Origin of the sequence: Bradyrhizobium sp. LA6.8 (assembly GCF_040547935.1) — a bacterium.
Classification (GTDB): Bacteria; Pseudomonadota; Alphaproteobacteria; order Rhizobiales; family Xanthobacteraceae; genus Bradyrhizobium; species Bradyrhizobium barranii.
This window is the reverse complement of sequence record NZ_JBEPQQ010000002.1, coordinates 612,790-632,946: the sequence shown is the minus strand read 5'-3', so window position 1 is coordinate 632,946 and position 20,157 is coordinate 612,790. Positions and strand designations below refer to the sequence as shown.

Here is a 20,157-nt window from a genome sequence, read left to right as displayed (position 1 = left end):
CAGGTCGGCAGTGCGCACCGACGACGGCTTACCCCGTCGGGGTGCCCTGCTTCCACTGGCCCCCGGCGATCTTGGCCGCGGCAATCACCGCCTGCGTGCGGCTCTCGACGCCGAGCTTTTGCAGGATCGCCGAGACATGCGCCTTGATGGTGGCTTCGGAGACGCCGAGCTCGTAGGCGATCTGCTTGTTGAGCAGCCCTTCCGACAGCATCATCAAGACCCGGACCTGTTGCGGCGTCAGCGTCACCAGGCGGTCGCGCAGGCGCGTCATGTCGGGATCGGCGGCGGCCGATAGATCGGTGTCGGTGGGAACCCAGACGTCCCCCTCCATCACCTTGAGGATCGCGTCGCGCAAGGTCTCGACGCCGAATCGCTTCGGGATGAAGCCGGAGGCGCCGAAATCGAGCGAGCGGCGAATCGTGGCGCTGTCGTCGGAGGCCGAGACGATCACCACCGGGATGGCCGGGTACTGCGCGCGCAGATAGATCAGCCCGGAAAAGCCGGAGATCCCGGGCATCGAGAGGTCGAGCAGGACCAGATCGACGTCGGATGTCTGTTCCAGCAGCTTGGTGAGATCCTCGAACGATCCCGCCTCGTCGATCCTGGCCGAGGTCAGGACGCCCGCCACCGCTTGCCGCAACGCGTCGCGGAACAGGGGATGGTCATCGGCAATGACAAGATGGGTCGAAGGAGCGCTCATCGTTCTCTTGCTGGCATTCACACCGGGCCAGTAGGCCGGCCCGGGGCCTTGGTCAATTCTTTCCCGACCGGCCGTGGCATGCAAGTGGGCATTATCCCTTTGCGGGAACGGGGTTAACCCGTGGTCGAGCGCGATCGTGCCGGATTGAAAGGTCCGCGGCGTCAGGTGCGCGTCAGTGCGCAAGGCCGAAAGTCGTATTGGGGCGGGTTTCACGCCGATGTTACCTTGGAGCCAAGACCTGGGTTGATCCGGCATGACCGGATATCCGGGGCGCGAGGAAACGCATTTCGGGGAGCGACTCAACATGTCGACAATGGCTGTGTCTCAAGCGGGCGCGGGAGGGATGACGAAGGACGAACGGTTCGTCATTCTCGCCTCCTCGCTCGGTACCGTCTTCGAGTGGTACGACTTCTACCTCTACGGTTCGCTGGCCGGCATCATCGGCGCGCAGTTCTTCTCGGCCTATCCGCCGGCAACCCGCGACATCTTCGCGCTGCTGGCCTTCGCCGCGGGCTTCCTCGTCCGTCCGTTCGGCGCCATCGTGTTCGGACGCGTCGGCGACATCGTCGGCCGCAAATACACCTTCCTCGTCACCATCCTGATCATGGGTCTGTCGACCTTCATCGTCGGCCTGCTGCCCAATGCGGCGACCATCGGCATCGCGGCCCCGATCATCCTGATCGCGCTGCGCCTCGCCCAGGGCCTGGCGCTCGGCGGTGAATATGGCGGTGCGGCGACCTATGTCGCGGAGCACGCGCCGAACGGCAAGCGCGGCTATTACACCTCGTTCATTCAGACGACGGCCACGCTCGGCCTGTTCCTGTCCCTGCTGGTGATCCTGTTCACCCGCAGCGCGATCGGCGAGGCCGATTTCGCGGCCTGGGGCTGGCGCATCCCGTTCCTGGTCTCGGTGCTGCTGCTCGGCATCTCGGTCTGGATCCGGCTCCGCCTCAGCGAATCCCCGATCTTCCAGAAGATGAAGGACGAGGGGAAGAGCTCGAAGGCGCCGCTGACGGAAGCCTTCGGCAACTGGCAGAACGGCAAGCTCGTTCTGCTCGCGCTGCTCGGCGGCGTGATGGGCCAGGGCGTGGTCTGGTACACCGGCCAGTTCTACGCGCTGTTCTTCCTGCAATCGATCCTGAAGGTCGACGGCTATACCGCCAACCTCCTGATCGCCTGGTCGCTGCTGCTCGGCACCGGCTTCTTCATCGTGTTCGGCGTGCTCTCCGACAAGATCGGCCGCAAGCCGATTATCCTCGGCGGCTGTCTGATCGCGGCGCTGACCTTCTTCCCGATCTTCAAGATGATCACCACCAACGCCAACCCGGCGCTGGAAAAGGCGATCGAGTCGGTCAAGGTCGACGTGGTGGCGGATCCCGCGGGTTGCGGCGACCTGTTCAACCCGGTCGGCACCCGCGTCTTCAGCGCGCCCTGCGACACCGCACGCGCCTACCTGTCGGGCGCGTCGGTCAAGTACTCGACCTCTTCCGGCCCGGCCGGCTCCGGCGTGAAGGTGGTGGTCAACGGCAAGGACATCGCCTACGCCAACGCCAAGGACGGCAATCCCGCGCTGCTCGCCGCAGTGCAGGCAGCCGGCTATCCGAAGCCGGGCGATGCGGGCATCGTGAAGATGTCGCATCCGTTCGACATCTTCCGTCCGCAGGTGGCCGCGACCGTCGGGCTGCTGTTCATCCTGGTGATCTTCGTCACCATGGTGTACGGCCCGATCGCCGCGATGCTGGTCGAACTGTTCCCGACCCGCATCCGCTACACCTCGATGTCGCTGCCCTACCACATTGGTAACGGCTGGTTCGGCGGCCTGCTGCCCGCGACCGCCTTCGCCATCGTGGCTTCCACAGGCGATATCTATGCGGGTCTCTGGTATCCGGTCATCTTCGCATCGATTACCGTCGTGATCGGCTTCTTCTTCCTGCCCGAGACCAAGGACGTCGACATCAAGGCGACCTGATCGACAGCACCGATCGACACACGAACCGGCCGCGGTCTCCGCGGCCGGTTTTGTTTTGGGATCAGTGATTGCTGCCGATGAATTGCAGCACCACCTCGCGCCGGTGCGGGCGCTTGCGGTGCTCGATCAGGTAGATCGCCTGCCACGTACCGAGCGCGAGCTTGCCGTTCAGGATCGGGACCTGAAGCGAGGCCCCGGTTAGCATCGTCTTGATATGCGCCGGCATGTCGTCCGGTCCCTCGGTGTCGTGCATCCAGCCGCCGTTTTCAGGCGCGAGCCTGGACAGCGACGTGGTGAGATCGACGAGCACGGACGGATCGGCGTTCTCCTGGATCGTCAGCGAAGCCGAGGTGTGCCGGATGAACAGCGTCAGCGCGCCATCGCGCGCCTGAACCTCATTGATGAACTTCGCGGCTTCGCTGGTGAGATCCGTGAAGCCGCGGCCGGGCGTCTGCACGGTCAGCAGTGACGATGCGACGGTGGTGGCTTGCACCGACGATGGCGCCGAGCGCGTGACGGATTTGCCTGATGTCATGAAAGATCTCTCAACTCGGAATGCCGCCGTAGGGTGGGCAAAGGCGCGTAGCGACGTGCCCATGTCTTCTTACGTCACGGTGGAAACATGGTGGGCACGGCGCAAGAACGCCTTTGCCCACCCTACGGCAGCTCAACGCATGGATAACGCGAAGGGGTCCTCAAATCTTCCCCGAGACGTCCTTCTGCACGCGGTTGGCCATGTCGATCAGCCGGCGCCAGGCCTTTTCCAGGAACGACATCACCCGATCGACATCCTGGTCGCTGGGCAGCGGAATCTCGATCTTGCGGTCCCCCTCGGCGACCTTCGGGTCCTTCTTGAGCGGATCGGATTTCGGCATCGCCTCGTCGATCTTGCCTGACACGGTCGGCCCCGCCGCGATCTGCCCCTTCAGCTTCTCGACTTCGGCCTGGAGCCGGCCGATCTCGGCGTCGAGCGCGGTGCGTTCGTCGGGCACCGCGTAGCAGGCCCAGCCGGCGCCGTTCTTGGTGCAGGTCGATACCGTGCCGGTGCGGGTGTCGAGCCGCAGCACGCCTTCGGGGATGGGCGTCATGCTGTAGCGGCCGTTTTCGCTGTCGGGCGCGGACTGTGCAGCAACGAGGCCGCCGCCGATGGTCATCATCGCGGCGAATACTGCCGCTACAAGCCATGATGCTGTGGTTGAATTTGCTGGTCTCATCGCGCTCTCCGCCATGGCGCTTCTGTGGCTTCTCTTCAATTCTACACCCCGGCGAGGCGATCTGCCGCCCAAAACGCGCCACCGATATCAACGATCGCGGCAATCCCTTTGATCCCGCCAGCAGGACGAAATGGTGGTCGCATTCGCCGATCATGAAGAGAGCTGCTGCGGTGCGGCGTCACGCTGTGTGCAGCGTTGCCGTGCGTGCCAATATCATCAAGTAAATCAGATACATAATAGAACGCGACGCAATCGTGACTTGGCTTGACTTGATTATGGGCCATCAGTATGGTCCGCGCGGCTTTTGAGGGTGGCGGGCGTAATTTCCATTCAGCCGCGGCGTTTCGGGTCTTCGTTGCATGACACAGGGCACGGGACACGGCGAGAATGGGGATCGCGATAGATCGTCCGAGGAAGCTGCGCTTTCCGAACGGCTCGGAAATCTTGATCAGCGGTTGTCCGAATTCCGGGACCGACGAATCAAGACCGAGCAACCCGCAGGTGACGGTGAAGACAGAGCGGCCAGAGCTTCGGCGATGGCGCTTGGTTTCCGGTTATCCTCCGAGTTGGTCGCCGGGGTCGTTGTCGGAGCGGGGATTGGCTGGGGTTTCGACCGCTTGCTGTCGACGTCGCCTTTCGGATTTATCGTGTTCCTGCTGCTGGGCTTCGTGGCCGGCGTGGTGAATGTGGTGAGAACGGCAGGCGCGGGTCAAAACAGGCGCGGTGATTCTTAAGCGATCCGCACCAACAGAGGAATGATCGTGCCGGCCATGCCGGTACGGGCCGGCCCGGCCGGCAGACCGAGACCCGCCGGCATTGCCCGGCAGACCAAGAGATGCCGCGCTGATGAAAATCGACCCGATCCACCAGTTCAACATCGAGCCTCTCTTCACCCTGGGCCATATCGGCAATCACACGATCGCCTTCACCAATTCGTCGCTCTACATGCTGGTGGCGGTGGCGATCATCTCGTTCCTGATGCTTGCCAGTGGCACGCAGCTGGTTCCCGGGCGCCTTCAGTCGGTCGCCGAGATCTCCTACGAATTCGTCGCCTCGACCATCCGTTCGACTGCCGGCGCGGAAGGCATGAAGTTCTTCCCGCTGATCTTCTCGCTGTTCATGTTCATCTGCGTCTCGAACCTGGTCGGCATCATCCCCTATACCTTCACGATCTCGAGCCATCTGATCGTGACGGCCGCGCTCGCGCTTTTGGTCTTCTTCACCGTGCTGATCTACGGCGTCGCCAAGAACGGCCTGAAATTCTTCTCGATCTTCGTGCCTCACGGCGTCCCCGGCTACATCCTGCCGCTCGTGATGTTCATCGAGATCCTGTCGTTCTTCCTGCGGCCGGTCTCCCACAGCGTCCGTCTGTTCGCCAACATGCTGGCCGGCCACATCGCGCTCAAGGTTTTCGCGGGCTTCGTCGCCATGCTCGGCTTCTCGCTCGGCGCGCTGGGCTGGGTCGGCGGCGTGCTGCCGCTGGCGCTCACGGTCGCGCTGTACGCTCTCGAGATTCTGGTCGCGTTCCTGCAGGCCTATGTGTTTGCGATCCTGACCTGCATCTACCTGAACGACGCCATTCATCCGGGACACTGAGCGGTCCGGGGAATTTCCACCCACAACCCAATCTTTCTTCCAAGGAGTCTAAAATGGATCCGGCAGCAGCAAAACTTATCGGCGCGGGCATCGCATGCATCGGCATGGGCGGCGCGGGCGTCGGCGTGGGCGTGATCTTCGGCAACTACCTTGCCGCAGCCGTTCGCAATCCGTCGGCCGCTCAGGGCCAGTTCGGCAACCTGATCTTCGGCTTCGCCGTGACCGAAGCGCTTGGCATTTTCTCGCTGCTGATCGCGCTGCTGCTGCTGTTCGTTCCGCTCTGAGGACGATGTTTCGCGCCGCTTCGACCGAAGCGGCGCGCATGACGGCAACAGGAGTAATCCATGGCTGAGAGTCATGGCGGGGCGAAAAGTCTGGCGGCGGGCGCCCACACCGAGTCCGAAGGCGGTCACGGTGGCGGTTTTCCGCCTTTCGAGAGCGGCACCTATGCTTCGCAGCTGGTGTCACTCGCGATCTTCTTCGTCGCGCTTTACGTGATCGTGTCCAAGCTCGCTCTGCCGCGCGTCGGCGGTGCGATCGAGGCACGTCAAAACAAGATCGAGGGTGACCTCGCCGAAGCGCAGAAGCTGAAGGACCAGTCCGACGCGGCGCTGAAGGCCTACGAGGGTGAGCTTGCTTCGGCACGTTCGCGCGCGCAGGCGATCGGCAACGAATCCCGCGACAAGGCGAATGCGCAGGCGGAAGCCGAGCGCAAGGCGCTTGAAGAGCAACTGGCGGTCAAGCTCGCCGAGGCGGAAAAGACCATCGCCTCGACCCGCACGACGGCCATGAGCAACGTCCGCGGCATCGCGGCCGATGCGGCAGGCCAGATCGTGCAGCAGCTCACCGGTATCGTTCCGGACGCAGCCTCAGTCAGCACTGCCGTTGACGCGTCCTTGAAGGGTTAGTCGATATGTTCTTCGATCCTGAAACCTGGGTCGCCATCGCCTTCGTGATCCTGATGGTCCTGTTCGGCTATCTCGGGGTCTTCAAGAAGGTGACGACTGCGCTCGACCACCGCGCCGACCGCATCAAGGCCGAGCTCGACGACGCGACGCGCCTCAAGCAGGAAGCGGCCAAGGTGCTCGCCGACTACAAGGCGCGCAGTGCCACGGCCGAGCGCGAGGCTGCCGACATCATCGCCAACGCCAAGTCCGAAGCCGAGCGCATCGCGACCGAGGCCAAGGCGAAGATGGAAGACTTCGTCGCCCGCCGCACCAAGACCGCGGAGAGCAAGATCGCGCTCGCCGAGGCCCAGGCGGTGGCCGATGTCCGCGCCGCAGCCGCGGAAGCCGCCGTCCAGGCCGCCTCCACGATCCTGTCGCAGTCGGTCAAGGGCCAGGTCGCCGACGACCTGCTCGCCAAGGGCATCAACGAGGTTCGGCAGAAGCTGAACTGAGGGTTTTGCCTTCATCAATCAAAAAGCCGGCGCGCGAGCGCCGGCTTTTTTGTTGGGCAGGCCTGTAGCCGCAAATCAGGTGTCGTCACCCGCGAAGGCGGGTGATCCAGTATTCCAGAGACAGCAATGGGATACGGAGAAGCCGCGGCGTACTGGATGCCCCGCCTTCGCGGGGCATGACAGCGAAGCTTGTGGTTACCTATTTCTTCTTCGGCCTTGCCTTCGGCTCGGGCGAGAGCGCCTGCGGGTCGAAGCCGACATAAAAGATGTAGGAATCGGCGATCTTGGCCGAGGGCACCGGATAGGCCAGATCCTCGGCGATGAAGGTGAAGGGCACGCTGCCGCCCTCCGACATCTCGACCGTGGTCCGGTACGCCTTCGAGGCGATCACCTTCTCGCCGACGCCGCCCTGCACCACGGCAATGCGCAAGGGCACCTCGACGGTCGCAGGCGCACCGGCGGGACCGGCGATGACACGGCCCTGGATGCCGATCCGGGCCGTGATATCGCCGCCATTCCGGGTACATTCACGCGCCATCTTGGTGATCGTGGCCTGGAAGCGGATCTCATTGCCGACGGCCGGCTTGCCGGCGGCGCCGACCGCGTAGGTCGAGGCCCCGGCGCGCACCGTGACCTGCGGACAATCGACGTCGTCAGCCGCCGGCTGGCCGGGTGCCGGCGCCGGCGCGGGCTGGGCCGGCTCGTCGGACTTGCCGCCGAACAGGCTCTTGAAGCGGTCGGTGAGCGACTGGGCCGCCACTGGCGAGACGGAGGCGAGCGCAACCGACAACGCCAGCGCGATCCCCGTCCCCCGCCGCAACGCATTCCGCGATGACCGAAGCTTCTTCACCATCAACGCCCATACTCCATGACCATCCTCCAGCCGATCGCCGGCAGGCCAGCGGTTTATATCGCCAAAATCGGCGAACCCAAGGCAGCAAACAAGGAGACTTTGGCAGCACGAGCGGCAGCTCAGCCGCGGAAATCCTCGTGCAGCAGGCCGAACAGCAGGTGGTCCTGCCAGACCCCGTTGATGCAGAGATAGCGGCGCGCCAGGCCCTCGCGGGAGAAGCCACACTTCTCCAGCACCCGGATCGACGGCGCATTGGTTGGGATACAGGCGGCCTCGACCCGGTGCAGATTGAGCTCGCCGAACAGCGTCGGCAGCAGCACCCGGAGCGCCGCCGTCATGTAACCGCGATGGGCATGAGGCTTGCCGACCCAATAGCCGATGGTGCCGGCCTGGACGATGCCGCGGCGGACATTGGCGAGCGTGATGCCGCCGACCATGGCGCCATCGAGCTCACGGAAGATCAGAAAGGGATAGGACCGGTCCGCGGCGATGTCCTCGGAATAGCGCCGCAGGCGGCGGCGGAAGCCGGACCGGGTCAGGTCGTCCGACGGCCAGATCGGCTCCCAGGGCGTGAGGTAGTCGCGGCTGGACTCCCGCAAATGCGCCCACTGTATGAAGTCCGACATCTGCGGCGCGCGCAGCAACAGGCCGTTGCCGCGCGGCGCGAGGGCGGCGGGTCCACTGGATGGCAGGCGAAACAGGGCCATGGTGATGCTTCCCGGGGCAGATCAGCCCGTGCGCGGCTCCTAATGCAGCCGCGCCTTGGCACGTGCCCGGGTCAATCCTTCCGCAAAAGATACCGCCGTGTCCAGACCCCTGCCACTGCCCAATGCGACAACTGCAGGGCGGCTCCGCGAAAGCAGCGCACGCGCGGCATCCCGGGTTGATTCGACGCTGACGGCGTCGATCCGGGCCACCAGTTCCTCGACCGTCTGCGGCCGGCCATAGGCCAGCACATGCCGGGCCAGCTGCTCGGCGCGGGACGAGCAGCTCTCCAGCGCCATCAGGAGGCCCGCCTTCATCTGCGCCTTGGCCCGCGCGATCTCGGCCTCGGTCAGCGTCTCCACCGAATCATTCATGATATCGACCACGACCTCCATCATCTCCGGCGCGTCGGCCGGATCGGTGCCGGTGTAGAGGCCGAAGAAGCCCGTGTCGGTGTAGGGCGCGTGGAACGAGTAGATGGAGTAGCAGAGGCCGCGCTTCTCGCGCACCTCCTGGAACAGCCGCGACGACATCCCGCCGCCGAGGATGTTGGTGAAGACCTGGAGCGAGAACAACGACAGATCGCTCTGCGGCACGCCTTCCAGCGCCAGCGTCAGATGCGCCTGCTCGAGCTCGCGATGCACCACCTTGGCGCCGCCTTTGCCGAACTGGGCGGCTTGCGGCTTCGGACCCGGCGTCCCTTCGAAGCTCGCAAAGCGCTTCTCGACCTCGGCGACGACCTGCTTGTGATTGACCGCGCCGGCTGCCGCCACCACCATGTCGGGGCCGCGATAATGCGTCGACAGATAACTGCGCAGCATGTCGCGGTTGAAGGCGCGCAAGGTCTTGGCGGTGCCGAGCAGCGAGCGGCCCATCGGCTGGTCGGGATAGCAGAGCTCGTTGAGATGCTCGAACACGACGTCGTCGGGCGTGTCCTGCGCGGCACCGATTTCCTGCACGATGACGTTCTTCTCGCGCTCGAGCTCGTCGGGCTCGAATGCGGGATTGGCAAGGATGTCGGCGAGCACGTCGAGCGCGAGCGGCACGTCGGCCTTCAGCACCCGCGCATAATAGGACGTGGTCTCGGTCGAGGTGCCGGCATTGAGGTCGCCGCCGACCGCCTCGATCTCCTCGACGATCTCGCGCGAGGAGCGCTTGGTCGTGCCCTTGAACGCCATGTGCTCGAGCAGATGCGAGATGCCGTGCTCGTTCGGCTTCTCGTCGCGCCCGCCAACGCCGGCCCAGACGCCGAGCGCCGCGGTCTCGAGATGGGGCATCTCGTCGGTGACGACGGTCAGGCCGGAGGCAAGCTTGGACATCTCGACACTCATCCGGCAACTCCCTGTTTTGCGGCCCGGCTGACCGACAGCACGAACCGCTCGACCTCGGCCTGATCGTTCTTCATCACCTTCATGTGTTCGGATTTGGTCATGAGACCGTCGAGCCAGGCCGGCAATTGCGGCCGCTGGCCGCAGGCTGCCTCGACCGCATCGGGGAATTTGGCCGGATGGGCGGTGGAGAGCACGATGCTGGGCACCGTCGTATCGGTGGTGTCGCGGTCAGCGACAGCAAGCGCGACCGCAGTATGGGGATCGACCAGTTCGCCCGCCTCGCGCCAGGCGGCGCGGATCGCGGCTGCGGTTTCGGTCTCGTCGGCCCGGCCGGCGTCGAATTCTTCACGGATTGCGGCCAGCATCGCGTCAGGCAATACGAAGCGCCCCGACTGCTTTAGCGAGTCCATCAGACGGCGCACGCCGGCCGCATCGCGCCGGCCGGCCTCGAACAGCAGCCGCTCGAAATTCGAGGAGATCTGGATGTCCATCGATGGCGACGCGGTGGCGTGCACCTCGCGCACCTCGTAGATCCCGGTCTTGAGCGTGCGCGCCAGGATGTCGTTGACGTTGGCGGCGATGCGCAGCGTGCGCACCGGCAGCCCCATCCGCTTGGCGACATAACCGGCAAAGATGTCGCCGAAATTTCCGGTCGGCACGACGAAATCCACCGTGCGCGCCGGCGCACCGGCGGCGACGGCGGAGGTGAAGTAGTAGACCACCTGGGCGACGATGCGCGCCCAGTTGATGGAGTTGACGCCGGAGAGCGAGGTCGCATCGCGGAAGCGATGGTTGTTGAACATCCCCTTCACGAGCGCCTGGCAGTCGTCGAAATTGCCCTCGATGGCGAGTGCATGGACGTTGGCCGCGCCCGTGGTCGTCATCATCCGCTGCTGCACTTCGGAGATGCGCCCGTGCGGGAACAGCACGATGAGATCGACATTCTCCAGGCCCGCGAACGCGTCGACCGCGGCGCCACCGGTGTCGCCGGAGGTCGCGACCACGATGGTGGTGCGCTGGCCGCGCTTGGCGAGCACGTGGTCCATCAGCCGCGAGATCAGCTGCATCGCCACGTCCTTGAAGGCGAGCGTCGGGCCGTGGAACAGCTCCAGCACGAATTGATGCGGCGTCATCTGGCGCAGCGGCACCACCGCCGGATGGCGGAAAGTAGCATAGGCCTCGTTCGCCATGCGGCCGAGTTCGGCATCCGAAATCTCGCCGCCGGCGAACGGACGGATCACGTCGACTGCGACCTCCCAATAGGGGCGGCCGAAGAAGCCAGCGATGACCTCGGTCGAGAGCTGCGGCCAGGTCACCGGCACATACAGGCCGCCGTCACGGGCAAGCCCAGTCAGCATCACGTCGCAGAAGCCGAGTTCTGGGGCCTCGCCCCGGGTCGAGATATAGCGAGTCAAACTGCCCTCCAAAGGCCGGCCGGCCTTGAGCCAGATCCATAAGCCTTTGATTTCATGAAACTACTTGTTAACGGCCAGAGGCGTTGGGCCACCATAAAGTGTTTTGCGGCATCGGGAAACCGCTTCCCGCCTGTGCCCCGCTCAACGAAAAAGAGCTGCGGCGATGCCGCAGCCCTCTCTTGGAAGGTCTGTCGTTGATATGTGCAGACCCGGTTTGCCTCGTGCGGGTTGCCGGCCCGCCAAAACTGTCGGCCAAGTTCTCGGCGCCCGTCACGAAATCGTCAAGAGCCAAAACGGCGGGGGCAAGAAAATGTTCCTATTTTTCCCGGCGCGGTTCGCGTTTCGCAAAGGCATTCCTGCGAGCGCCCGCGCGCCATTGCTTCTTTTTCCCGTAATTTCGGGTGGTTCAGGAACGAATATCACGCCGGCCCATTGTGTCGGCGGATGGTGTCGGCGCTGTCCATGCATTGCCCGGCTACGCGCCGAGACCCTATCCGCCCGGCCGGACCGGCTGCATCCTGGAGCAGCCGGTTCGGTGCCGGGCCGCCAGTGCCCCGGGCGTCAGCTCATCCCGATTTCCACCGCGATCCTGATCAAATCGGAATGGTTCTTGGCGCCGAGCTTCTGCTTGAGCAGGGACGTGGTGTTGGCGACCGTCTTGTAGGAGATGCCGAGCGCCTCGGCGACCTCGACGATCTTGTCGCCACGGCCGAGCAGGCGGAGAATCTCGAGCTCCCGCGGCGTCATCTGCGAGGCCGGATTGGCCTTGATCGCTGCACCGGAGAACGTGACCGCCTCCGCGAGCTGCGGCGAGATGAAATTGTCGCCGGCGACCACCTTGCGCACCGCCTTGAGCAGAATCCGGGGATCGTCGCCCTTGGAGACATACCCCTGCGCGCCAAGCTCGACCGCCCGCACCACGAAGGCCGGATCGTCGTTCATGCTGAACATGATGATCTTGGCATCAGGGTCGTCCTTGCGGATTCGCCGCATCAGCTCGAAGCCGGAGACGTCGGGCAGGCTGATGTCGATGACGGTGACGTCGGGCCGCTTGCTGATATAGGCGCGATGCCCGGATTTGGCGTCGGTCGCCTCGTCGATACGGATCGAGTGGTCGGACGCGAAAAGGGTGCGGCATCCTGACAGCACCACGGGATGGTCGTCGACGATCAGAACTCGGGTTGCCGGCTTGGCGGTATCTTGCATCGCGCACTCTCTTGTTTTTCGACTCATAGACCGGCGGGAACAAATGGAAAGAGAAAATCCCGCCAATGCGCGTTAGAATTGACCTAATGTGGCAGCGGCTCTCGTTCAGAACACAATTGTTTCTTCCGCTCGGCTTGAGCTTCCTTGCCGCTTTGGTCATGGGCGGCGTGCTGCTCCAGGGCTTCGCGACGGGGCAGCTTGCCGACGAGAATGAGCCGGGCCGACGCTCGACCCGGACGGTCGCCGAGGCACTCAACAACAGCCTGAAGGCCTCGGACGACCCGCGGAAGATACTCGACGCATTTGTCCATTCTTTGGACAACTCCTCGGATATTCAATTCCGTTCAGTGGAAGCAGGTCCAGCCCCCTCTCCAAAGGACAGCCTGCGTGATCTGCATGGCGTGCCGCATTGGTTCGTGGACCTGATCGCCATCCCGGAGATGGACGCCGCATCTCCCGTCATCATCGACGGCAGGCGTGTCGGCGACATCGTGTTCATGCCGGACCTGTCAGCCGATCTGTTCGAGAAATGGATCGGCTTCCTGGCGCTGACGAGCCTCATCGCCGTGCTGATGATGCTGACTGGGACCATTGCCTATCTCTTTGCGGGATCGGTGCTGCGTCCCCTGCAAGATCTCGGCGCAGGCCTCACGCGAATCCGGCGCGGCGATTATGCAACGCCTATCCCGATCGCAGGACCGCAGGAGATCCGGCAGAGCTGCGAGGAAGCCAATGCGCTGGCGATGACGCTCGCGCAATTGAGTCAGGATAATCGCGACCTGCTGCACCGCCTGGTGTCGCTCCAGGACGACGAGCGGCGCGATCTCGCGCGCGAGCTGCACGACGAGCTCGGACCGCTATTGTTCGGCATCCGCGCCAGCACGATCGCGCTGAGCGAGACCTCGGGAAATCTCGGCAACCCGGCGCAGGAGGTGATGCGCTCTGTCGAGGCGCTCCAGCAGACCAACCGCCGCATCCTCGACCGGCTGCGGCCGCTCTACATCGAGGAATTGGGGCTCGAGACCAGCGTGCAGACGCTGCTCCAGAACTTTCGCAGACAGGCGCCGCATATCAGCCTGACGGCCACGATCGATCCTGGTCTGAACGAGATCGACCGACCGCTGGCCCAAACCGTCTATCGCTTGATCCAGGAGGCGCTGACGAACGTGCTGCGCCACGCCGGGGCGAACAACGCCCATGTGCTGGCGACCATTGCCGGCGAGGTGCTCACGATTGAGATCTCCGACGACGGCGGCGGCTTTCCCGCCGACAACGTCTTCGGCCGCGGCCTGACGGGCATGCACGAGCGCGTGCGCGCGCTCAGCGGATCGCTGTCACTGCTGCGCGCCGACGAGCGAACCTATGTGCGCTGTCGCCTGCCGGTCGAGACGGCGCGAGACGCGCCGGCGGCCGGCTAGCACACACCATCGGCATGCGGGGACTGCCGCGCCGGCTCGCACAGGGTGCTGTAGATCTTGCCTTCGGGACTGAAGCGAAACGAGGCGTGGATACGCAGCGAGCCCGCGACGGAATATTCAAGATCGATGCCATGCGGCACTGGATTGATCTCCTCAAGACCGAAGCCTGCCGACGAGAAGGTGCTGAGCCGCGGTCCCCAATAGGTTTCGAGCTCGCGCCGCCCGCGATAATGTCGCTTGCCGTTGCACATGCATTCGACCCGGGCGTCGTCCGCATAGAGATCGAGGAGCGTCGCGAGGTCGCCCTTCCGGCAGGCGTCCACCCAGTCGACGACAATTCCCATCTGGTCGAAATCGCTCACACCAAAATCCTGTCTGCCGCGAAAAATTTGCGTGCGGCTTAGGACCACCCTCGTGAATATGTCCTGAATAATAAACCCCGGGCGATACCGGGATCCCTCCAGGAACCTACGGAAAATTTCAGGTCGGGTGCCGCCGTCCCCTCGCCCAGACGCCGAATGCGATCAGCACCGCGCCGGCGAGCGCGAACCAGGTGATGGCGTATTGCAGATGATCGTCCTTCAGATGCACGTCGAGCGGGCCGGGACGCGGAATGCCGTTCTCCGGCACCGGCCGCTCCAGGTCGATGTAGAACGGCGCGACCGTGCCCCAGCCGAGCGCCCGGGACATGGCGAGATGATCGCGGGTGAACCACAGCCGTTTGTCACGCTCAGCGTCAGGCATCAGCACGCTGGCTGTTTCGGGGAAACGGACGTAGCCGGTCAACATCGCCGGCTTATTGGTAATGAGTCGCGCGACCGCCCGATCCTGCAGGGCGCGGTCCTGTTGGGTGTTCGGCACGAAGCCCGCGTTGACCGCGACCATATCGCCGCCAGGCAGCCGTGCGGGAAGGAAAGCCCAGGTGCCGGGGCCGGAAATGTCGGAGCGGATGGCGGAGCCGGAACTGTAGACCATCGCATCCAGACGGGACTCGTAGGTCGCCGCAAATGTGACCCGACGGAATTCGTCCCGCTCCGGCGTCAGCGTGCTCCATTGCGACGGCGGCGGCAACGCAACAGGTGCCGCCGCGAGACGCTCGGTCAATGCGGCGATCAACTGATGTTTCGCGACGCGGCGCTGCAATTGCCAGACGCCGAGCGCGACCAAGACGGCGGCCAGGAAAAGCGTGAACAGCGCGAAGCCGGCCACGCGGGGCTTGCGCGCGGTCTCGTTCATTTCGCGCGGTCGACCAGCCGGCCCGGCGCCGCCTTGTGGTGGAATTGCAGCGCGATCAGCAGCGACTTCATCGCGCGCAGCGGCAGGAGCGTGGTCGCGAGGATGAGCGGCAGCCAAAGCGCGGCATGCAGCCAGTACGGCGGCTGGTATTTGACCTCGACGATCAGCGCGCACGCAACGACGATCCCGCCGGCCAGCATGATGATGAAGATCGCAGGACCGTCGCCGGAGTCGATGAAGGCATAGTCGAGGCCACAGCGGTCGCAGCTGGGCGCGAGCGTCAGGAAGCCCGCATAGAGCTTGCCCTGGCCGCAGCGCGGGCACTTGCAGGCAAGCCCGCGCAGCGCGCTTTGCAGGACGGTCGTCTCGGGCTCGGATGGGCCGGCGGTATCGTTCATGATCACGGACTCTAGAACATTATCGGTTCTGATTGAATCAGAACCGAAGCTCTAGATTCTTGTTTTGACGCGTTTTCTTCACGCGAACCGGTATCCGCTTCGCTCGAAAACGCTCAATCACAGTTTCCGCCGAAGCTTCCGGCGGCCCAAAAGCGAAAGGGCGGCCCTGCGGCCGCCCTTTCTGATCGATCCAATGCGGCTCAGTGCGCGCCGTGGGCCATGGTCTCGGCGCCGTGTCCCCACACATAGATGCAGAGGAACAGGAACAGCCAGACCACGTCGACGAAGTGCCAGTACCAGGCGGCGAACTCGAAGCCGAGGTGCTGTGTCGGGGTGAAGTGGCCGGCATAGGCGCGGAACAGGCAGACCAGCAGGAAGATGGTGCCGACCAGCACATGGAAACCATGGAAGCCGGTCGCCATGAAGAAGGTCGCGCCATAGACGTTGCCGCCGAACGAGAACGCCGCGTGGCTGTACTCATAGGCCTGCACGCAGGTGAAGAGCGCGCCCAGGATGACCGTGAGGATCAGCCCGTACTTCAGACCCTTGCGGTCGCCTTCCAGCAGCGCGTGGTGCGCCCAGGTCACCGTGGTGCCGGAGGTGAGCAGTATCAGCGTGTTCAGGAGCGGCAGATGCCAGGGATCGAAGGTCTCGATGCCATGCGGCGGCCAGGTGCCGGGCACGGCGCAGGCGCCGGCCGCGGTGCCGAGACCGCAGCCGAACACGGCGTCGCGCGTGGCGTGGACGGCGTCGGCCGGGAACAGCGCTGCGTTGAAATAGGCCCAGAACCAGGCGACGAAGAACATCACCTCGGAAGCGATGAACAGGATCATGCCGTAGCGGTGATGCAGCTGCACGACGCGGGTGTGATCGCCCTTGTACTGGGCTTCCTTGATCACATCGGCCCACCAGCTCGCCATGGTGTAGATCACGCCGATGGTGCCGGCACCGAAGATGATCGGCGCGGCCGAGAACATGTGGTGCATCCAGGTGATCGCACCGACCGCCATGACGAAGGCCGAGATGGAGCCGACGACGGGCCACGGGGAGGGATCCACCAGGTGGTAGTCGTGATGCTTGGTGTGCGCCGTTGCCATTTGCGGTCTCTCTCCTCAATCCCGTGCCTGTCCGGCACTTATCCCCTTGTGTCCGACCCCCGCGGCATGAGCCCGGCGGTCAGAGATTTCCCTTGCGTTTATCGTCCTCGCCCGACGCCAGCGGCTTCACCACGGGATCGCGCACCGGATAGAACGTGTAGGACAACGTGATCGTGTTCAGCCCGTCGTTCTCGTGATCGTCGGCGATCGACGGATCGACGTAAAACACGACCGGCATCTCGCGCTTCTCGCCGGGCGCCATGGTCTGTTCGGTGAAGCAGAAGCAGTTGATCTTCTGGAAGTAGGAGCCGACCGTCAGGGGCGCGACGTTGTAGGCCGCCTGGCCCGCGGTGGTGCGCGCGGCCTGGTTGGTCACGGTGTAAAACACCGTCACGACCTGGCCGATATTGACCTCGATCTCGCTCTGCTCCGGCTCGAACTTCCAGGGCAGGCCGGGCGCGACGTTGGAATCGAAGCGCACCGCGATCTTCCGTGCGATCGGCCCGGTGGCCGGCGCCGAGGTCGCAACCTGCGTCGTGCCGTTGAAGCCGGTGGCGCGGCAGAACCAGTTGTAGAACGGCACCGCCGCGTAGGAGGCACCGACCATCAGCGCCACCACGCCGCCGCAGATCGAGGCGACCAGCACGTCGCGGCCAAGACCCTTGGAAGGCCCCCGCCCCTGCTTGGCCGTCCGGCTCTGATCCCGCGATATGGTGGGCTCTCGATCCATGTTTCCTACATCGGCCGGACGAGTACTGCCGGTCCCTTGACGATGGTGACGGCGAAGAACAGCACCACGAGCACGCCGAGCGCGAGCGCGATCGCGATCGAGCGCTGGCGGCGGCTCTTCTTCTGCGCCTCCGTGAGGACGATTCCATTCATCTCAGGTTTGTCGGCCATTCCAGCGATCATGCGCCCCCTACCATCGGAGCAAGCGCCCGGAACACGACTTCGGCCAGCAGGGTCGCAAACAGCGCGAACAGATAAAGGATGGAGAAGGCGAACAGCTTGCGGGTCGCGCGCAGCGATTGGCTGCGCTCGCGGCGCACATAGACGTTGATCGCGAGCACAAGCATGCCGGCGCCGAGGATCAGCGAGACGATGCCGTAGATGGCGTCGAAATAGCCGAGCGCCCACGGGGCGGCGGCGACCGCGATCAGCACGATGGTGTAGAGCAGGATCTGAAGCCGCGTCGCGTCGGGACCGGCGACGTTGGGCAGCATCGGAATGCCGGCACGCGCATAGTCGTCGGAGCGGAACAGCGCCAGCGCCCAGAAGTGCGGCGGCGTCCAGAAGAAGATGATGGCGAACAGCAGCAGCGGCTCGACGTCGACGGTGCCCGTGACCGCGGCCCACGCCACCACCGGCGGCAGTGCACCAGCGGCGCCGCCGATCACGATGTTCTGTGCGGTCCGGCGCTTCAGGATCATCGTGTAGATCACGACGTAGAAGAAGATGGTGAAGGCGAGCAGCGCGCCCGCGATCCAGTTGACGAGGATGCCGAGCGTCATCACCGAGAAGAAGGCGAGCGTCATGCCGAACGCCATCGCCTCGGGACGGGTGATGCGGCCGCGCGGAATCGGCCGGTTTGCCGTGCGCGACATCTTGGCGTCGATATCGCCTTCGAGCGCCATGTTGAGCGCCCCGGAAGCGCCGGCACCGACCGCGATGCAGAGCAGCGAGGTGATGGCCAGCACCGGGTGGAAATGCCCGGGCGCCATCGCCAGTCCGACCAGCGCGGTGAAGATCACCAGCGACATCACCCGCGGCTTGAGCAGCGCAATGTAGTCGCCCACCTCCGCTTCGGAGATGCGGGGATCGATGTCGATGGCGTTGTGGTCGAGGACGGACACTAGTTTTGACTCGCTTCGTTACAGAGCCGCGGCGCCCGTCACGGGCGCCGCGAGCGTTGGCTTACTGCACGCGGGGCAGCACTTCGAACTGATGGAAGGGCGGCGGCGAAGGCAGCGTCCATTCCAGCGTGGTCGCGCCCGCACCCCACGGATTGTCGCCAGCCGGCACCTTTTTCGCGAAGGCGTCGAACACGCAGTAGAGGAAGATCAGCACGCCGAAGCCGGAGATGTAGGAGCCGACCGAGGAGACCAGGTTCCAGCCGGCGAACGCGTCGGGATAGTCGACGTAGCGGCGCGGCATGCCCGACAGGCCGAGGAAGTGCTGCGGGAAGAACACAAGGTTCACACCGATGAAGGTGACCCAGAAGTGCGCCTTGGCCAGCGTCTCATTGTACATGTAGCCCGACATCTTCGGGAACCAGTAGTACCAGCCGGCAAAGATCCCGAACACCGCACCGAGCGACAGCACGTAATGGAAGTGCGCGACGACGTAGTAGGTCTCCTGGAGCACGCGGTCGACGCCGGCATTCGCCAGCACGACGCCGGTGACACCGCCGACAGTGAACAGGAAGATGAAGCCGACCGCCCAGATCATCGGGGCACGGAACTCGATCGAGCCGCCCCACATCGTGGCGATCCACGAGAAGATCTTCACGCCGGTCGGAACCGCGATGACCATGGTCGCGGCGACGAAATAGGCCTGCGTCGCCGAGGACATGCCGACCGTGTACATGTGGTGCGCCCACACCACGAAGCCGATGCCGCCGATCGCCACCATGGCGTAGGCCATGCCGAGATAGCCGAACACGGGCTTGCGCGAGAAGGTCGAGACGATCTGGCTGACCATGCCGAAGGCGGGCAGGATCAGGATGTACACCTCGGGGTGACCGAAGAACCAGAACAGATGCTGGAACAGCACGGGGTCGCCGCCGCCGTCGGGCGCGAAGAACGTCGTGCCGAAATTGCGGTCGGTGAGCAGCATGGTGATCGCACCGGCGAGCACCGGCAGCGACAACAGCAGCAGGAACACCGTCACCAGGATCGACCACACGAACAGCGGCATCTTGTGCAGGGTCATGCCCGGCGCGCGCATGTTGAAGATCGTGGTGATGAAGTTGATGGCGCCGAGAATCGACGAGGCGCCCGCCAGATGCAGCGACAGGATCGCGAAGTCGACGGCCGGGCCCGGATGGCCCGAGCTCGACAGCGGCACATACATGGTCCAGCCGGCGCCGACGCCGTTGGCACCCGGCTCGCCCTCGACGAAGGTCGACATCAGCAGCAGCGCGAAAGAGGCCGGCAGCAGCCAGAACGAGATGTTGTTCATGCGCGGGAACGCCATATCGGGCGCGCCGATCATCAGCGGCACGAACCAGTTGCCGAAGCCGCCGATCATCGCGGGCATGACCATGAAGAAGATCATGATCAGGCCGTGAGAGGTCACGAACACATTATAGGTGTGCGTCTCGTGGAAGATCTGCACGCCCGGATACATCAGCTCGGCACGGATCGCGATCGACATCGCGGCACCGATGACGCCGGCGATGACCGCGAAGATCAGGTACATCGTACCGATGTCCTTGTGGTTGGTCGAATAGACGTAGCGCCGCCATCCGGTCGGATGGGCGTGCTCGTCATGTCCGTGGTCTTGCGCGTGATCGCCGTGTGTCGCTGCGCTCGTTGCCATTTTCAAATCCTGCCTTGCGTCCCGTTCGGACCTTGTGCGGTCCCACCCTTTATGTCGCTTTCAGTCCCCTCGAGCCGTCG

24 protein-coding genes are annotated in these 20,157 nt (G+C 64.4%); 7 read left to right on the top strand and 17 right to left on the bottom strand.

The window, feature by feature from the left end; genetic code table 11:
- Nucleotides 1-28: 28 nt before the first annotated feature.
- A complete protein-coding gene (locus ABIA90_RS10090; protein ID WP_071917775.1) occupies nt 29-700 on the bottom strand; it encodes a response regulator in 672 nt (223 codons plus the stop codon).
- Between the two features lie 343 nt (nt 701-1,043).
- Here ABIA90_RS10090 and ABIA90_RS10085 point away from each other — a divergent pair, with 343 nt between their 5' ends.
- A complete protein-coding gene (locus ABIA90_RS10085) occupies nt 1,044-2,669 on the top strand; it encodes an MFS transporter (protein ID WP_175627402.1) in 1,626 nt (541 codons plus the stop codon).
- Nucleotides 2,670-2,730: 61 nt separating this feature from the next.
- Here the strand turns inward: ABIA90_RS10085 and ABIA90_RS10080 are convergent, their stop codons facing one another.
- The 3 genes from ABIA90_RS10080 to ABIA90_RS10070 all read right to left on the bottom strand — a co-directional run bounded on the left by ABIA90_RS10080 (nt 2,731) and on the right by ABIA90_RS10070 (nt 4,167).
- Entirely contained in the window at nt 2,731-3,204 is a 474-nt protein-coding gene (locus ABIA90_RS10080; RefSeq protein WP_354118708.1) for a secondary thiamine-phosphate synthase enzyme YjbQ, read from the bottom strand.
- A 160-nt stretch (nt 3,205-3,364) separates the two neighbouring features.
- A complete protein-coding gene (locus ABIA90_RS10075) occupies nt 3,365-3,883 on the bottom strand; it encodes a hypothetical protein (RefSeq protein WP_354118707.1) in 519 nt (172 codons plus the stop codon).
- A 41-nt stretch (nt 3,884-3,924) separates the two neighbouring features.
- A complete protein-coding gene (locus ABIA90_RS10070) occupies nt 3,925-4,167 on the bottom strand; it encodes a hypothetical protein (protein ID WP_166076733.1) in 243 nt (80 codons plus the stop codon).
- A 75-nt stretch (nt 4,168-4,242) separates the two neighbouring features.
- Here ABIA90_RS10070 and ABIA90_RS10065 point away from each other — a divergent pair, with 75 nt between their 5' ends.
- The 5 genes from ABIA90_RS10065 to ABIA90_RS10045 all read left to right on the top strand — a co-directional run bounded on the left by ABIA90_RS10065 (nt 4,243) and on the right by ABIA90_RS10045 (nt 6,878).
- Nucleotides 4,243-4,617, top strand: coding sequence for an AtpZ/AtpI family protein (locus ABIA90_RS10065; protein ID WP_063980777.1), 375 nt, complete (start codon nt 4,243-4,245; stop codon nt 4,615-4,617).
- Between the two features lie 112 nt (nt 4,618-4,729).
- A complete protein-coding gene (locus tag ABIA90_RS10060) occupies nt 4,730-5,479 on the top strand; it encodes a F0F1 ATP synthase subunit A (RefSeq protein ID WP_071916889.1) in 750 nt (249 codons plus the stop codon).
- A gap of 53 nt (nt 5,480-5,532) precedes the next feature.
- Nucleotides 5,533-5,763 carry a F0F1 ATP synthase subunit C gene (locus ABIA90_RS10055; protein WP_007599451.1) on the top strand — a complete coding sequence of 77 codons (231 nt, stop codon included), beginning with the start codon at nt 5,533-5,535 and terminating at the stop codon, nt 5,761-5,763.
- A gap of 60 nt (nt 5,764-5,823) precedes the next feature.
- Nucleotides 5,824-6,387 carry a F0F1 ATP synthase subunit B family protein gene (locus tag ABIA90_RS10050; RefSeq protein ID WP_354118706.1) on the top strand — a complete coding sequence of 188 codons (564 nt, stop codon included), beginning with the start codon at nt 5,824-5,826 and terminating at the stop codon, nt 6,385-6,387.
- Between the two features lie 5 nt (nt 6,388-6,392).
- Nucleotides 6,393-6,878: a F0F1 ATP synthase subunit B family protein gene (locus tag ABIA90_RS10045; RefSeq protein WP_085402617.1), complete on the top strand. Its 486-nt coding sequence runs from the start codon at nt 6,393-6,395 to the stop codon at nt 6,876-6,878.
- Between the two features lie 199 nt (nt 6,879-7,077).
- Here the strand turns inward: ABIA90_RS10045 and ABIA90_RS10040 are convergent, their stop codons facing one another.
- The 5 genes from ABIA90_RS10040 to ABIA90_RS10020 all read right to left on the bottom strand — a co-directional run bounded on the left by ABIA90_RS10040 (nt 7,078) and on the right by ABIA90_RS10020 (nt 12,388).
- Nucleotides 7,078-7,731 (bottom strand): hypothetical protein, encoded by a 654-nt coding sequence (locus tag ABIA90_RS10040; protein ID WP_354118705.1) that lies wholly within the window; start codon nt 7,729-7,731, stop codon nt 7,078-7,080.
- 119 nt (nt 7,732-7,850) lie between these two features.
- Nucleotides 7,851-8,438 carry a GNAT family N-acetyltransferase gene (locus ABIA90_RS10035; protein WP_014498500.1) on the bottom strand — a complete coding sequence of 196 codons (588 nt, stop codon included), beginning with the start codon at nt 8,436-8,438 and terminating at the stop codon, nt 7,851-7,853.
- 39 nt (nt 8,439-8,477) lie between these two features.
- Nucleotides 8,478-9,767 carry a M16 family metallopeptidase gene (locus tag ABIA90_RS10030; RefSeq protein WP_166345695.1) on the bottom strand — a complete coding sequence of 430 codons (1,290 nt, stop codon included), beginning with the start codon at nt 9,765-9,767 and terminating at the stop codon, nt 8,478-8,480.
- A complete protein-coding gene (thrC, locus tag ABIA90_RS10025; protein WP_354118704.1) occupies nt 9,764-11,182 on the bottom strand; it encodes a threonine synthase in 1,419 nt (472 codons plus the stop codon). The genes ABIA90_RS10030 and thrC overlap by 4 nt, the downstream gene beginning before the upstream one ends.
- A 561-nt stretch (nt 11,183-11,743) precedes the next feature.
- Complete coding sequence (locus ABIA90_RS10020; protein WP_014498503.1) at nt 11,744-12,388, bottom strand: response regulator transcription factor; 645 nt, start codon at nt 12,386-12,388, stop codon at nt 11,744-11,746.
- Nucleotides 12,389-12,474: 86 nt separating this feature from the next.
- On the opposite strand from ABIA90_RS10020, the gene ABIA90_RS10015 reads away from it, so the two are divergent.
- A complete protein-coding gene (locus ABIA90_RS10015; RefSeq protein WP_354118703.1) occupies nt 12,475-13,806 on the top strand; it encodes a histidine kinase in 1,332 nt (443 codons plus the stop codon).
- On the opposite strand, the gene ABIA90_RS10010 is transcribed toward ABIA90_RS10015, so the two are convergent.
- From ABIA90_RS10010 to ctaD, 8 genes are all read right to left on the bottom strand, one after another.
- On the bottom strand, nt 13,803-14,168 hold the full coding sequence (locus tag ABIA90_RS10010) for a nuclear transport factor 2 family protein (protein ID WP_063980769.1): 366 nt from the start codon (nt 14,166-14,168) through the stop codon (nt 13,803-13,805). The two genes, ABIA90_RS10015 and ABIA90_RS10010, sit on opposite strands and share 4 nt — an antisense overlap.
- Before the next feature lie 118 nt (nt 14,169-14,286).
- A complete protein-coding gene (locus ABIA90_RS10005; protein ID WP_354118702.1) occupies nt 14,287-15,042 on the bottom strand; it encodes an SURF1 family protein in 756 nt (251 codons plus the stop codon).
- Complete coding sequence (locus ABIA90_RS10000; protein WP_354118701.1) at nt 15,039-15,440, bottom strand: DUF983 domain-containing protein; 402 nt, start codon at nt 15,438-15,440, stop codon at nt 15,039-15,041. The genes ABIA90_RS10005 and ABIA90_RS10000 overlap by 4 nt, the downstream gene beginning before the upstream one ends.
- Nucleotides 15,441-15,640: 200 nt before the next feature.
- Nucleotides 15,641-16,537 carry a cytochrome c oxidase subunit 3 gene (locus tag ABIA90_RS09995; RefSeq protein ID WP_028151625.1) on the bottom strand — a complete coding sequence of 299 codons (897 nt, stop codon included), beginning with the start codon at nt 16,535-16,537 and terminating at the stop codon, nt 15,641-15,643.
- A 79-nt stretch (nt 16,538-16,616) separates the two neighbouring features.
- Nucleotides 16,617-17,267, bottom strand: a complete 651-nt coding sequence (locus tag ABIA90_RS09990) for a cytochrome c oxidase assembly protein (protein WP_063980766.1) — start codon at nt 17,265-17,267, stop codon at nt 16,617-16,619.
- A 5-nt stretch (nt 17,268-17,272) separates the two neighbouring features.
- A complete protein-coding gene (locus tag ABIA90_RS09985; RefSeq protein ID WP_014498510.1) occupies nt 17,273-17,449 on the bottom strand; it encodes a cytochrome c oxidase system small membrane protein in 177 nt (58 codons plus the stop codon).
- Nucleotides 17,446-18,390 (bottom strand): heme o synthase, encoded by a 945-nt coding sequence (locus tag ABIA90_RS09980; protein WP_166076593.1) that lies wholly within the window; start codon nt 18,388-18,390, stop codon nt 17,446-17,448. The genes ABIA90_RS09985 and ABIA90_RS09980 overlap by 4 nt, the downstream gene beginning before the upstream one ends.
- A 61-nt stretch (nt 18,391-18,451) precedes the next feature.
- Nucleotides 18,452-20,077, bottom strand: coding sequence for a cytochrome c oxidase subunit I (gene ctaD, locus ABIA90_RS09975; protein WP_071916896.1), 1,626 nt, complete (start codon nt 20,075-20,077; stop codon nt 18,452-18,454).
- Nucleotides 20,078-20,157: the final 80 nt, after the last annotated feature.